This window comes from Pseudanabaena sp. SR411 (assembly GCF_002251945.1).
Classification (GTDB): domain Bacteria; phylum Cyanobacteriota; class Cyanobacteriia; order Pseudanabaenales; family Pseudanabaenaceae; genus Pseudanabaena.
This window is the reverse complement of the sequence record NZ_NDHW01000014.1, coordinates 1-12,958: the sequence shown is the minus strand read 5'-3', so window position 1 is coordinate 12,958 and position 12,958 is coordinate 1. Positions and strand designations below refer to the sequence as shown.

Annotated in this window: 14 protein-coding genes and 1 pseudogene; 7 read left to right on the top strand and 8 right to left on the bottom strand. The window is 42.6% G+C overall.

What is annotated here, in order from left to right:
• Positions 1–188: 188 nt before the first annotated feature.
• Positions 189–470: an antibiotic biosynthesis monooxygenase gene (locus B9G53_RS00240; protein WP_094528324.1), complete on the top strand. Its 282-nt coding sequence runs from the start codon at positions 189–191 to the stop codon at positions 468–470.
• Between the two features lie 10 nt (positions 471–480).
• Here B9G53_RS00240 and B9G53_RS00235 read toward each other — a convergent pair whose 3' ends face one another.
• Positions 481–705, bottom strand: a complete 225-nt coding sequence (locus B9G53_RS00235) for a DUF6737 family protein (protein WP_094528323.1) — start codon at positions 703–705, stop codon at positions 481–483.
• A gap of 51 nt (positions 706–756) precedes the next feature.
• Positions 757–2,502, bottom strand: a complete 1,746-nt coding sequence (gene argS / locus B9G53_RS00230) for an arginine--tRNA ligase (protein ID WP_094528322.1) — start codon at positions 2,500–2,502, stop codon at positions 757–759.
• A gap of 254 nt (positions 2,503–2,756) precedes the next feature.
• Here argS and B9G53_RS00225 point away from each other — a divergent pair, with 254 nt between their 5' ends.
• Positions 2,757–3,299, top strand: a complete 543-nt coding sequence (locus B9G53_RS00225) for a hypothetical protein (RefSeq protein ID WP_094528321.1) — start codon at positions 2,757–2,759, stop codon at positions 3,297–3,299.
• 159 nt (positions 3,300–3,458) lie between these two features.
• Here B9G53_RS00225 and B9G53_RS00220 read toward each other — a convergent pair whose 3' ends face one another.
• Together B9G53_RS00220 and B9G53_RS00215 are read right to left on the bottom strand one after the other, a co-directional pair.
• Positions 3,459–4,436 carry a M48 family metallopeptidase gene (locus tag B9G53_RS00220; RefSeq protein ID WP_094528320.1) on the bottom strand — a complete coding sequence of 326 codons (978 nt, stop codon included), beginning with the start codon at positions 4,434–4,436 and terminating at the stop codon, positions 3,459–3,461.
• An 83-nt stretch (positions 4,437–4,519) separates the two neighbouring features.
• Positions 4,520–5,014: a DUF1648 domain-containing protein gene (locus tag B9G53_RS00215; RefSeq protein WP_094528319.1), complete on the bottom strand. Its 495-nt coding sequence runs from the start codon at positions 5,012–5,014 to the stop codon at positions 4,520–4,522.
• 140 nt (positions 5,015–5,154) lie between these two features.
• Here B9G53_RS00215 and B9G53_RS00210 point away from each other — a divergent pair, with 140 nt between their 5' ends.
• A complete protein-coding gene (locus B9G53_RS00210) occupies positions 5,155–6,288 on the top strand; it encodes a 3-deoxy-7-phosphoheptulonate synthase (protein WP_094528318.1) in 1,134 nt (377 codons plus the stop codon).
• On the opposite strand, the gene B9G53_RS00205 is transcribed toward B9G53_RS00210, so the two are convergent.
• The 4 genes and pseudogenes from B9G53_RS00205 to B9G53_RS28885 all read right to left on the bottom strand — a co-directional run bounded on the left by B9G53_RS00205 (position 6,285) and on the right by B9G53_RS28885 (position 10,656).
• The gene (locus B9G53_RS00205) at positions 6,285–6,983 is read right to left on the bottom strand and encodes a Uma2 family endonuclease (RefSeq protein WP_094528317.1); all 699 of its coding nucleotides are present in this window, start codon (positions 6,981–6,983) and stop codon (positions 6,285–6,287) included. The genes B9G53_RS00210 and B9G53_RS00205 overlap by 4 nt on opposite strands.
• Positions 6,984–7,058: 75 nt before the next feature.
• Positions 7,059–9,680, bottom strand: a complete 2,622-nt coding sequence (clpB, locus tag B9G53_RS00200) for an ATP-dependent chaperone ClpB (protein WP_094528316.1) — start codon at positions 9,678–9,680, stop codon at positions 7,059–7,061.
• Positions 9,681–9,912: 232 nt separating this feature from the next.
• Positions 9,913–10,251: a XisI protein gene (locus B9G53_RS00195; RefSeq protein ID WP_094528315.1), complete on the bottom strand. Its 339-nt coding sequence runs from the start codon at positions 10,249–10,251 to the stop codon at positions 9,913–9,915.
• A pseudogene (locus tag B9G53_RS28885) lies at positions 10,236–10,656 on the bottom strand (element excision factor XisH family protein). The gene B9G53_RS00195 and the pseudogene B9G53_RS28885 overlap by 16 nt, the downstream one beginning before the upstream one ends.
• Positions 10,657–10,866: 210 nt before the next feature.
• On the opposite strand from B9G53_RS28885, the gene B9G53_RS00185 reads away from it, so the two are divergent.
• From B9G53_RS00185 to B9G53_RS00170, 4 genes are all read left to right on the top strand, one after another.
• Positions 10,867–11,109, top strand: coding sequence for a hypothetical protein (locus B9G53_RS00185; protein WP_094528314.1), 243 nt, complete (start codon positions 10,867–10,869; stop codon positions 11,107–11,109).
• 46 nt (positions 11,110–11,155) lie between these two features.
• Entirely contained in the window at positions 11,156–12,100 is a 945-nt protein-coding gene (locus tag B9G53_RS00180; protein ID WP_094528313.1) for a HEPN domain-containing protein, read from the top strand.
• 261 nt (positions 12,101–12,361) lie between these two features.
• On the top strand, positions 12,362–12,577 hold the full coding sequence (locus B9G53_RS00175; RefSeq protein ID WP_094528312.1) for a hypothetical protein: 216 nt from the start codon (positions 12,362–12,364) through the stop codon (positions 12,575–12,577).
• A gap of 3 nt (positions 12,578–12,580) precedes the next feature.
• Positions 12,581–12,835, top strand: coding sequence for a hypothetical protein (locus B9G53_RS00170; RefSeq protein ID WP_094528311.1), 255 nt, complete (start codon positions 12,581–12,583; stop codon positions 12,833–12,835).
• Positions 12,836–12,958 lie beyond the last annotated feature (123 nt).

Genomic DNA, 12,958 nt, shown 5'->3' with positions numbered 1-12,958 from the left:
TCTAGATTCGATACTTTCATCTCTGTATTAATATTTACCTCCTCTTTTTTGATTTTCGATGATTTTGATTTTCGGTAATTATTTTACCCTTCCATTACGAGCGGAATGTAGGTTCAAAGTCTGGATATAGAAAACTTAAAGCGATCGCCAATCTCGTAAAATGGATTAATTCTAATACAGCACCACTCATGCAATACGTTTTGATTATTCACGAAGTCGCGGACTATCCTGCTTGGAAGAAAGTTTTTGATGAGGCGGCAGATATTCGTAGAGAAGCAGGTGAGCGATCGTATCAGGTTCTCAAATATAAGCATGAACCAAACAAAATTGTGCATTTTTCCGCTTGGACTGCGATCGCCGATGCTAAGAAATTTTTTGAGTCTCCCAAATTAGTAAAAATTAGAGCCGAAGCGGGTGTCAAATCGCCTAATTTTATATACTTGGAACAACTCGATTCAGGTACGCTCTAATTCTGAAGTGTTAACCAACCTCTTGATTTGCCTCTTGTAGAGCTAATTTTGGGAATAGAATCACGAAAAATCCCATCCATGCAGTTATAGGAATCGCGACCAGAATCGATAACCAAACTAGTTTGAATAACAGCCAGCTACCACTAATGATCGAGATGCCAGTCAAGATGATTGACCAAGGCTGACACCACCAAGGTTTATGATTCCAAACGCTATCAGGTTGTTCTAAAGTCATTTTGATTTCCTATATTTGACAAGAGGTCGTGCGTAGCACGACCTCTTTATTTTACATGCGTTCTAAAACACGAATACCGAGGAGATTTAATCCTAGTTTGAGAGTTTTGGCGGTGATGTCACAAAGGCTTAGACGTGAGATTCTCTCGGATTCTTCCGCTTGCAATACTGGACATTGCTCGAAGAATTGATTGAATTTTTGACTGAGTTCAAAGAGATATTGACAGAGACGGTTTGGGAATAACTCTTCCGCAACCGCATCGATCGCTTCGGCAAATTGTAACAAATGCTTAGCTAGGACAATCTCAGGATCTTGAGTGAGCTTTACTGCATCAACATTCAAACTAGCAAAATCAATCTCACCTTTACGCCCAATCCCTTGCACGCGCACATAGGCATAGAGCATATAGGGTGCGGTGTTTCCTTGCAGAGCTAGCATCTTGTCAAAGCTGAAGATGTAATTGCTGGTGCGATTTTGCGAGAGGTCAGCATACTTGACGGCTCCAAGTCCGACCGCTTCGGCGACATCTTGTTTAAATTCTTCTGAGGCTTCAGGATTGCGAGTTTCAATGTCGGCACGCGCACGGGTGATTGCCTCTTCTAGGAGACTCTTGAGGGCGATCGTATCACCCGATCGCGTTTTAAATTTCTTGCCATCGTCACCCATCACCAAGCCAAAGGGAACGTGGGTAGTCTGCACAGTTTCAGGAATCCAATTGGCACGTTTAGCGACTTGGAAGACTTGGGCAAAATGTCCCGATTGACCAATATCGGTCACGTAAATGATGCGGGTAGCTTTATCTTCACGAATGCGATAACGCAGGGCGGCGAGGTCAGTGGTCGCGTAGTTATAGCCACCATCTGACTTCTGAACAATAAGCGGTAAAGGCTGACCATCTTTATTAGTGAAGCCTTCCAGAAATACACATAATGCACCTTGATTCTCTTGCAATAAGCCAGTTTCGCGTAAGTCTGTAACTACATCAGATAAGAACTGATTATAAAAAGATTCGCCGCGTTCTTCTAATTGGATATTAAGAGCATCATAAATCTTTTGGAATTCACGGCGCGACTGTTCGCAAAGTAATTGCCATGCGAGTTTGGCTTCAGTACCTCCCGCTTGTAACTCCACTACAGCATTGCGAGAAGTTTCCTTAAAGGCTTCGTCTTCATCAAAGCGTTTTTTTGCGGCGCGATAGAGTTCTACCAAGTCACCGATCGCGATCGCATCGGCTTTAGTCAGCGCATCTGGATAAACTTCGCGCAAGTAAGAAATCAACATCCCAAATTGAGTTCCCCAGTCACCGACATGGTTGAGGCGCAGGACTTCGTGACCTTGAAATTCTAAAATTCGGGCAATGCTGTCACCGATAATCGTCGATCGCAAATGTCCGACATGCATTTCCTTAGCAATATTCGGACTGGAGAAATCGACAATCACGCGATCGGGCTTATCGACCTTGGCGATCGCGAGGCGATCACTTTTTTGCATTTTTGCTAATTGGGCTTCTAAGTAACTAAGTTTCAGCTTTAAGTTAATAAATCCTGCTCCTGCGATCGTCGGAGCCTCGAACATGTCGTCAACTTGTACGTTTGCGATTATTTGGGCTGCTACATCTTGAGGCTTTTGTTTCAGTTTTTTAGTTAAACCTAAAGCGGCATTACATTGATAATCGCCAAATTTAGCATCCTTGGAAGGTGCAACGGCGGGATCGTGGTTGGCATATTCTTCACCAAAGGCGGCGGCGATCGCCTTAGAGAAACGAATTTTTAAATCGGATAAAATGGAAGTGGTCATGGGTTAGTAGCTGAGATCTTAGGCTAATCAATATAGCTTTTTTTACGCTCTACTCAACATTATGGGCGATAAGTAGCGATAAGTAGGATGCGTTAGTGCAACGTAACGCATGAATTAGGAATTAATTATGGGTTACGCTATCGCTAACCCATCCTACAAATGGGGCTTTGTCTCCAAGCCCCATTTGGTTGAGGGAACTATACAAGCTCTTTTGCCTTCTAAGTTTTGTAGAGTTACTATAGCGATAAAAAATCATGAAAAACTTTAGGGTTAAGGCTTTCAGTCAAATTTTTAAACAAGTATGTTTGGGTGTTGGTGCTTTGGCGATCGCGCAATTGTCCATATTCACAAATCCCAGTTTTGCTGCCCCAAACAATATCAAGCTGAGTGTGTATCCTAGGGATTCGGGCGGGACTTTTCCGCTTTGTCCTACGGAGGTGAGTCTCACTCAAACACCGCGTCCCTATGCTGAGGGTGGTTATACTACCGATGGCTCAGCGTCACTGGGTTGGTTTGCAAGGGAGTTTCGGATTGAGAAAAGTGATGAGTTTAGTGTGACTTGGGTGGCAAATTTGCAGGTCAAGTATCGCAACTGTAAGGGGACAGCAGGTATCGCTAAGTATAATGATGAGCCATTTGAAGGGCATTCATATTTGCGAATGCGGTTTGTGAATGACAAGGTTTACTTGATTTTGGATATGACAGGGATGCGTGATGCAAATGGGTTAACACCAGTGATTTTGAATAAGGGGGTGAAGAATGGTAATCCTGTTTGGACATGGGGAGGTACGGATTAGTTTTAGAGTCATATTGAAAGAAGGTTTGGAGACTAAGTCCCTACAGTTCTTCGGAGTTATGACATAAAACCAAAAAGAGAGTTGCGGCGCTTCGCGCCGCAACTCTCTTTTTGGTTTTGGATTTTTCCTAATATAACTGGCTAAAGCTATAGAAGTACACTATTGACGTTTAATACGATTAATTTCAGCTTGTAGTTCTTCAATTTGACGCTTCAGACGTTCTGCTTCGCTCTCAGTTTTTTTCTCTTCCTTAGGAGATTGCGAAACATCAACCGCACCAGTCGTATCGCCACGCTTATAGTTGCCAGATTTGATATTGCGATACTCTTCCGCCTCAGCCCATTCACGAATATAGTGAACCCGTTCGACAGGAAATGGATGACTGAGCATGGAGCCTGCTCCAAAGCCGTTGTAGAGCATGAATTTATAAATTTGATTGAGATTATCCTTATCGAGTTCTTGATATGCATCCGATTGGCGGATAAACTCAGGCAAACTTAACTCATGGGCAAAAGCAGAACTTCCACCCGACAACTTCATCATTGTGGAAAGAACTGTATCAAGCTGATCGGTAACTAACAAAGCCGCGCGATCGCTAGATAGTTCAGCCTTACGTCGCCATTCAAAAAAGGCATAAATCAAGCCACTGCTGATAATTCCCCCTAAACCGAAAGTCATTTCGCTAATAGTGGAAACAACACTCATCACCCACATCGCCATCTGGATGAGCGTGGTGTGACCACATTTAATATGACCAAGTTCATGGGCAAGTACAGATCGAATTTCATCTTCAGTTAACAGATCTAGTAATCCTGAGTTAATCACAATATAGGGATGATCTTTACCCAGAGCGTAACTATTAGCTACAGGATTTTGCGAAACAAATAGGACTGGTTCGGGTTGCACATCAAGGTCAGCGACACATTCTCGAAAGATGCGATGGATCGTCGCATACTGACGATGACTGACCTGAATGCTATTGCCGATATGGTAAATCGTCTGCGGACGCTCATACATAAACTCCACAAATTTTCCCGCCACCAGATCAAAACCGGGGACGCTGCGGAGAGCTTGTTCGGCTTGGCGATCGAGGGGATGGCGAAAGGCTTCGCTAGAAATTCCTGTATAACGTGGCATAGTTTTTATCCGTTCGTTTATTCTCGCTTTGTTCCATTTTATCTACAAAAAAGAAATGTGGCACTAAGCGCCACATTTCTTTTTTAAGAAGGTGCGGGAAATCGTCGTAATAACACGACAACCCACCAAATCATAAACAGGAAAAACGCCCCAAATAATGCCCAAGGCATAGGTAAACTAAGATTTTTAATCGGACTAAGATTAGCTATAAATGTTAGATGAAAAATTGCGATCAGGAACAGCATGGTAGCAACCCCAAACCAAGACATATGGGCATTGAAAAAGATTAAGGTTTCTTCTTTGCGATCACCTGATAGCCAATATTCACGATGGGGCATGTTAATCATAGAAGTCGGTAAGTACTTGATAATTAACGGTAGAACCAGCGTAAAAGAACTGGTAATTGCCAACGAGACAAAGTAGAGAATAAAGTAGGTCAGCTTCGGAGAATTTCCATTGACCTTGCCTGTCATATCAAAATGCGAACCAACGATATTGGGCAGTAATGGATAGAAGTAAATAGTTTGAGCGATCGCTAAACCAAACAAGAACAGAACGATATACAACGGTAATTTCATCGCTGTATGCTCCTTAAGAATATTCTGTAATTATCTGTGCAAATTAGGGCTAGAGATAGTTTTTTAGATTGTTGTAACAAAAGTCCATCCCTAGGATACTTTTGCCCCACTAGGAGGCTAAAGTATAAGTAGATATTTATATGGAGTTCAATAGCGTGTCATCAACCGATAGCGCCCAGATTTCTGGGCAAGGAATATCAGTATTAGATGAAAATTTAGAGCAGCTCAAGACCAGCGATCTGCATGTGGTCGAAACTTGCCCACTATTAGCACCCGTCGAGGTAAAAACAGAATTACCAATTACCCCCGCGATCGCTAAGGTAGTCTCGAATGCGAGAGCCAGAATTAGAAATATTTTGAATGGTAGCGATCGCCGTTTATTGGTAGTCGTTGGTCCTTGCTCAATTCATGATGTCAAAGCAGCCCGTGAATACGCTGAAAAATTAGCCAAATTTCGTGATGGCGTAAGTGATGCCCTCGAAATTGTGATGCGTGTCTATTTCGAGAAACCTCGTACCACGGTTGGCTGGAAAGGGCTGATTAATGATCCGCATCTCAACGGTACATTTGATATTAATTACGGTATCCGCATGGCGCGGGGACTATTGCTGGATGTGGCAAAATTGGGCTTGCCTAGTGCCACTGAACTGCTTGATCCGATCGTGCCACAGTATCTTGCTGACCTGATCTCTTGGACAGCGATCGGGGCGCGGACTACTGAGAGCCAAACTCATCGTGAAATGTCCTCTGGCTTATCGATGCCCGTAGGTTTCAAAAATGGCACTGATGGCAGCATTGACGTAGCGATTAATGCACTATTGTCAGCACGTCAACCCCACCGTTTTCTTGGTGTCAATAATGAAGGTATGGCAAGCATTGTCACGACAACAGGCAATCCTGATGGACATATCGTTTTACGTGGCGGTAAGCAGGGACCAAATTATGACAACGTTCATGTAGAGGCGATCGCCAATCGTCTTCGCGATCGCAAACTATTGCCTTACATGATGGTTGATTGCAGTCACGACAATAGCGGACAAGATTATAAAAATCAGCCGATCGTGTTGCAAGATATAGCTGAGCAGGTGCGTAACGGCTCAGAACATATTGTTGGCATCATGCTCGAAAGTCATCTCAATCGAGGCAAGCAACCTTTGAAAGAATTGTCAAAATTGGAATATGGCAAGAGCATCACCGATGGTTGCATTAACTTTGAGACCACGGTTGAGACTTTAACAGATCTCGCCAATGCTGTGCGATCGGGACGCTTTTAGCTAATGGTGCTGGGCTGTAGCCCAGCACCATTAGTTTTGACAAAATCACGAAACTTAACTTCAGCAGCAATCTCGTCCTGTTGCGCTTCTTCGAGAAAGTTATATAAATATTCCTTTTGCATCCAAGGAAATGTAGGACTGCGATCGCACTCTACATATTCTGATTCTTGTAATGTATAAATCTTTAATGCTTGTCCGTTATATCGCCAAAATTCAGGAACACCAAGGCTAGCATAAAGCTTATTTTTATCAATATCGGTATGAGTAATATCCACTTCAACTACGAGATCAGGTGGCGGATCTTGGCTAAAATCAACTATTTTTCCTGCAACTTTCGGTTGATTCTGGATGTAGTAAGCACAGTCTGGCTCAGCGCCACGTTGTAAATCTTCACGATCCATCGTGGTTGATCCCATAGTTTTGAGCTTCATCCCCATTTCCATCACTAAAATGATGATAAAACGCTCGATTAAGCGCAGTGAAAATTCGTGAGTTTCTAAGGGCATAGTGATCTCAAGGATGCCGCGATCGTAGGTGAGCCGTGCAGCTCGACTGTCAGGAAGAGCATGGAGAATTTGTTGGTATGACAGCCAGCTAATTCCTCTTAGCGCAACTCGATTTTCGCCTTGTTTCGCTACTGCGGTAACTGCCGAAGCGGAAGGTTGTATTTCTGGTGGTAAAACCGTGAGAAGCATATATTAACTACAACTCTGCTCAAAAGTATTCTAAATCAAAAATAAAGAGAAGGGGTGCAATGCACCCCTTCTCTTTTAGGAAACAGTGATCAGATCGCCAGAAAGTCGTTTGAAGGCGAGACGCTCGTTTTCAATATCGACAAAGATGGTGTCGCCATCGCTATAGTCACCACGTAGGATACCCTTCGCGATTTGGGTTTCCAGTTGACGCTGGATGATCCGCTTCAGTGGACGCGCTCCATAAACTGGGTCGTAGCCAACTTCCGCAATGAAATCTAGAGCCGCATCAGCAATTTTCAACGTCATGCGGCGATCGCCTAAACGTTGTTCTAAACGTTGAACTTGTAGCTTCACAATACGGCGGAGTTCATCACGGCGGAGAGCATGGAAGATCACAATTTCATCAATACGGTTAAGGAACTCTGGACGGAAGCTCGATCGCATAGACTCCATCACCCGATCGCGCATTTCTTCGTATTTAGAATCATCGCCAGCAATATCAAGAATAAATTGCGAACCGACGTTACTGGTCATAATGATGATCGAGTTCTTAAAGTCAACGGTGCGACCTTGGGAATCGGTAACGCGACCATCATCAAGGATTTGCAGCATGATGTTAAATACATCGGGATGTGCTTTCTCGATTTCATCAAAGAGAATTACGGCGTAGGGACGACGACGCACTGCTTCAGTCAGTTGTCCACCTTCTTCGTAACCGACATAGCCGGGAGGTGCGCCGACTAAACGGGAAACGCTGTGCTTCTCCATATATTCCGACATATCGATCCGCACCATTGATTCTTCAGTATCAAAGAGATAGGCGGCGAGAGCTTTAGCTAATTCGGTTTTACCAACACCAGTTGGGCCCAAGAAGATAAAGCTAGCGATCGGGCGATTAGGATCGGCGAGTCCTGCACGGGAACGTTGAATGGCATCAGCGATCGCAGTGACAGCTTCTTCTTGACCAACGACGCGATCGTGTAGCACATCTTCCAATTGCAAGAGCTTCTCTTTCTCAGATTCCACTAGCTTACTGATCGGAATGCCTGACCATTTCGAGATAATCTCCGCAATGTCTTCTTCTGTAACCTCTTGACGCAATAGCGATCGCCCTGAAGTTTGCGCTTCCTTAAGATTTACCTCGGCAACCTCTAGTTGACGTTGCAAGTCGGTAAGCTTGCCATACTTCAGTTCCGCAGCTTTGTTTAGGTCATAATCTCGCTCAGCTTGCTGAACTTCTACATTTACATGCTCAATACTTTCCTTCAACTTGCGAATATTATCGATGACACTTTTTTCAGCTTCCCATTGTGCTTTGAGAGTGGTTTGTTCTTCTTTTAAATCGCCTAGTTCTTTGTTCAGTTTTTCCAGACGATCTAGAGATTCGCGATCAGTTTCTTTTTTGAGTGAGAGGCATTCCATTTCAAGCTGAATCACCTTGCGATTAATTTCATCAAGGGCTTCAGGTTGAGAGGTGATTTCCATTTTTAACTTCGCCGCAGCTTCATCGACCAGATCAATCGCCTTATCAGGCAAGAAGCGATCGCTAATATAGCGATTAGAAAGCGTAGCTGCTGCTACTAGTGCGGTGTCAGAAATCTTCACACCATGATGCAACTCGTAGCGATCGCGCAGACCACGCAAAATCGAGATCGTATCTTCAACATTCGGTTGATCGACGTAAACCTGTTGGAAGCGACGCTCAAGTGCAGCATCTTTCTCAATATATTTACGATATTCATCCAATGTCGTCGCACCAATACAACGCAACTCACCTCGCGCCAGCATTGGCTTCAGCAAGTTACCTGCATCCATCGCTCCCTGTGTGGCTCCTGCGCCAACGACGGTATGAATTTCATCGATAAAGAGAATGAATTGACCGCTTGATTCTGTAACTTCCTTGAGAACAGCTTTTAGTCTTTCTTCAAATTCACCACGATATTTTGCACCTGCAATCAATCCGCCCATATCGAGAGCGATTAACTTACGACCTTGCAGTGATTCGGGTACATCCCCACTGAGAATGCGTTGCGCCAAACCTTCGGCGATCGCCGTTTTACCGACCCCTGGTTCACCAATAAGCACGGGATTATTTTTGGTGCGCCGTGACAAAATCTGAATCGTGCGGCGGATTTCATCATCACGTCCGATCACAGGATCGAGTTTGCCTTCACGGGCTAACTCGGTTAGGTCGCGCCCATATTTTGTAAGCGCTTCATATTTATTTTCGGGAGTTTGATCGGTCACTTTTTGATTGCCTCTTACTTGCTGAATCACATTACGGAGCTTTGCCTCATCGAGTCCCATTTCCTGATAGAGAGGTTTGCCGAAGCGATCATCTTTGCAGTAGGGCAATAGGATATGTTCAATCGAGATAAAATCATCGCCAAAACTTTTGCGTTCCTTTTCAGCACGATCAAACAATACTTCTAAATTTTTACCCAAATATACAGAGCTATTAGAACTTGATACTTTGGGCTGACGGTTAATAAATTCATCGGTGCGATCGCGCAATTTTTGAATATTGATCCCTGCTTTACTAAAGATACTTGCTGCCAGCCCTTCTTCTTCTAGGAGAGCCTTAAGTAAATGTTCGGGTTCAATTTGTTGTTGCTGAGCCGCTTTCACCACATCGGGTGTCCTTGCGATCGCTGCCCATGCTTTTTCGGTAAATTGATTGGGATTAGTTGGTTGCATCGCCAGTTACCTCCTGTAGTTTCAACGTCTGTGAATATCTTAGAGCGTAAGGCTTTTAAACGGGATCGGTTCTACCTCGCTAAAGGGTGCGTGTTTCCGTACATTGGCATTACATTTACCTTTTACAGTACGTCAGCTAAGGTGACTTTTGTTCTAAGCATATGTGCGATCGCTTGATTGCTTGCTGATTTGTGTATGAGTATGGCGATCGCATTGTCTCCAGATTCGCTCATCATGCAACGGCAAATCCTGTATATTGACGAACTTTTGGGTGACGAAATCCAAGGACAATATCATTCTTAGATACACCTGCATCTATCAAGTCAGTTACTATACCTTCTTCCGTATCATCATACTGAATCCAGATTTTGTCATTGACTAAACTCAGATGACTAGGAGTACTGTGAAGGTATTGGTCATCGTTCCAGCCAATGTCGAGAACTAGATATTGTCCGCGCTCATCATCAAATAATACTTGTGATGTATAAGCATCAGGTATTGTAGAGCGATAGTCAGCATGATTTTGGAGTACTTGTTGAATAATCTGACGATATTTTAATTGGGTATCCATTGGACAATTACCTCACTTTCATCATCAAAAACAATTAGTTTGATAATCTGATTTGTAAGTAGCATCTGCCCTAATTGTATCGTGAATACGCTGTTGAAGGTTAGGCGGGAGACTGCAAGATAGAGATCGCGCTCAATTTTTGTTTCGTTGAGAATTTGGCGATATTAGGATGTACTGTCCTAAAGCTTGTTCTAAATCCTTAACATCAGACTGACCTACAAAGCTTTTTACTTCTACAACAATTTTTTGGATACCTTTTTCAGCACTGATGAGGCGTTCTGCTCCTAAGTCCGCAGATAAACGCTTTTTCCCAATTTGCAGTGGAAATGGATCGTGGGTAATTGTCCAGCCATCTTTTTCTAGGGCGGTTTTGACAGTATTGTGATAAATGTCTCTTGCTGGCACAAGTTAAAACTGTGAAGTTGTATATGTCAGTATATGCGATCGCTTGCTTGTTGATAGGTTGATGAGTATGGCGATCGCTTATTCATTTCACGGGTAAAATCTCTTGATTGCTTGCTGACAGGGTTATGAGTATGGCGATCGCATCTTCATCAATAGCTATAATAAAAACATCGCGTTTGAATTAATAATTTAGTCAATCAGAGTAAATTTATGACTGCAACACTTGTCAAACCGTCATTACTAATTCATGAGATTTGCGTTGAGAAATTTGGCAATCTCAATCTGTTTAAGTTTAGTGATCGCCTACAGGATCGGATGGAGCTGCTTCTAGAGAAAAGAAAAGTAGAACCGCTTTCTGTTGAAGAGATTCCTGAGTTAGAAACCATTGGGGAACTAGATCAGATTTTTACACATATGAATGCAATGCTGGCTGCCCAAAATATTAATCTTTAATTTAGCTGAATTTTTGTTGCTGGGTAAAAATTAGGAAGCCAGAAAAATGGTACAAAGTAATATTGCAGTCATTATTTCTCATTTACAGGTTGTGGGCGATTTACCAGTTGAAATTTTGCCCAATTATATATTCCGATCTGCAACAGATTCTGAAGTAGAACAAATCAAAAAAATTGTAAAAGAGTCTTTACCGTATAAGAGAACTACATGGGTTCCATATGATGCAGAAGTAGTAGAAACAATCAACTCGCTTGGACACAAAACATATGTTCATGAACCTTTACCAAAAGAACGATGGAAATATTGGGTAATCTCATTTGAAGGACAAAATGAGAGAATTCATGAATTTCAATTGTTATCACGACTTCTGCCAATTAATTTTGAAATTGGATCACAACTTATATACGATGGTGAAACAATGGGACATATTTTAATGTCCCCATATGCAGCTTTGCGCTACAGCGATTGGGAACAAGCTTTCGGTAAACCTGAGATTATCACCACAATACAAATTGCATTTATTGGAGAGCTTTATGAAATGTACCAAAACCTACCAGACCAATTCAATTTTGTGAGAATAGCTGTTCAGAATTTTTCTTCTCTTCGTGATATCTCTAATGGTTCTGATCTAGTGATCGTAGGGCTATTCGCAATTATTGAGTCCCTAATTACTCATGCACCTCGACTCTCAGAATCACTAGACTCGATTAACCATCAAATTACAAATAAAATTATCCTACTTCGCAAACGATTTTCTAGAGACGTATTACCAAAAGCATATTTTATGGATGCTCCAGAAGACAAAATATGGAAAAAGTTATACAGTTATCGCAGCGCTGTCGCACATGGTACACCAGTGAACTTTGACCGAGATCATCAAATACTAAAAGATAGAATTACTGTGATTAAGTTTCTACAAGATAATATCAAAGAATTAATTATTTTGGGACTTAAAGAGCCTGAGTTTTTATATGATTTACGCAAGTGTTAAGTATTATCCTTTGTTTTATTTTGTGTGAATATGTAATCGCCGTTTGGTGTTTTTATTGGTGGGGTGATCGCTGTTTATGGGAATGGATAGGCGATCGCTGTTTATGGGATGGATAGGTGATCGCTAGTTGATTGTTTTTAGAGGGGCGATCGCTGGTTGTGAGTATGGATAATCGATCGCTGGTTGATTGTTTTTAGAGGGGCGATCGCATTTGATCAAGTAAACTAGAATTACAAGAACTCAGACTGCGGAGAGACTAACATGACATTAGCCGAAGTAATTCCAGCAGCACGAAGGCTTACTGCCATCGAAAAGCTCAAACTAATTCGGGTTCTCGTAGAAGACTTGGATATTGCTGAAGACATTACACCAATCGAACCATTTAAAACCTATGACCTACCGACACCCTACGATATGTTTGGTGCTGGTGCGATTTTAATGGAAGCACTTAAACAGTCAGAAACAACTCATCAATAATCTATGCGCTTCAAGTATTCCACTACTAGCCCTAGCCAAAACGAATTTGATAGCCTCCCAAGAGTTCCACTGCTTTTAAGGCAACGCGATCGCGTAGTTGAAACAATTGGTTTAGTGGATAGTGGCGCTACGATTAACGTCTTGCCCTATGAGATTGGTTTACAGTTAGGGAGCATATGGGATGAGCGCAAGGCTATCCTTCGACTAACAGGTAATCTTGGTAATCAGCAAGCAATACCCAGGGCTATTTCATTTTAAAGATGCGTTTGAGAGTATCAAGACCAAAAGCACACTTGCGTTGAGCTTGAGCCATATTATCAAAGAGGTTAGAACGGTAGAGATTGATGGCAAAGTTGCGTGCAACTACCCAAGTATTGATTA

What these genes read in the sequence shown, in the direction of transcription:
- B9G53_RS00240 (WP_094528324.1), top strand. Translation starts at nt 189, where the DNA reads ATGCAATACGTTTTGATTATTCACGAAGTCGCGGACTATCCTGCTTGG.
- B9G53_RS00235 (WP_094528323.1), bottom strand. Translation starts at nt 705, where the DNA reads ATGACTTTAGAACAACCTGATAGCGTTTGGAATCATAAACCTTGGTGG.
- argS (WP_094528322.1), bottom strand. Translation starts at nt 2,502, where the DNA reads ATGACCACTTCCATTTTATCCGATTTAAAAATTCGTTTCTCTAAGGCG.
- B9G53_RS00225 (WP_094528321.1), top strand. Translation starts at nt 2,757, where the DNA reads ATGAAAAACTTTAGGGTTAAGGCTTTCAGTCAAATTTTTAAACAAGTA.
- B9G53_RS00220 (WP_094528320.1), bottom strand. Translation starts at nt 4,436, where the DNA reads ATGCCACGTTATACAGGAATTTCTAGCGAAGCCTTTCGCCATCCCCTC.
- B9G53_RS00215 (WP_094528319.1), bottom strand. Translation starts at nt 5,014, where the DNA reads ATGAAATTACCGTTGTATATCGTTCTGTTCTTGTTTGGTTTAGCGATC.
- B9G53_RS00210 (WP_094528318.1), top strand. Translation starts at nt 5,155, where the DNA reads ATGGAGTTCAATAGCGTGTCATCAACCGATAGCGCCCAGATTTCTGGG.
- B9G53_RS00205 (WP_094528317.1), bottom strand. Translation starts at nt 6,983, where the DNA reads ATGCTTCTCACGGTTTTACCACCAGAAATACAACCTTCCGCTTCGGCA.
- clpB (WP_094528316.1), bottom strand. Translation starts at nt 9,680, where the DNA reads ATGCAACCAACTAATCCCAATCAATTTACCGAAAAAGCATGGGCAGCG.
- B9G53_RS00195 (WP_094528315.1), bottom strand. Translation starts at nt 10,251, where the DNA reads ATGGATACCCAATTAAAATATCGTCAGATTATTCAACAAGTACTCCAA.
- B9G53_RS00185 (WP_094528314.1), top strand. Translation starts at nt 10,867, where the DNA reads ATGACTGCAACACTTGTCAAACCGTCATTACTAATTCATGAGATTTGC.
- B9G53_RS00180 (WP_094528313.1), top strand. Translation starts at nt 11,156, where the DNA reads ATGGTACAAAGTAATATTGCAGTCATTATTTCTCATTTACAGGTTGTG.
- B9G53_RS00175 (WP_094528312.1), top strand. Translation starts at nt 12,362, where the DNA reads ATGACATTAGCCGAAGTAATTCCAGCAGCACGAAGGCTTACTGCCATC.
- B9G53_RS00170 (WP_094528311.1), top strand. Translation starts at nt 12,581, where the DNA reads ATGCGCTTCAAGTATTCCACTACTAGCCCTAGCCAAAACGAATTTGAT.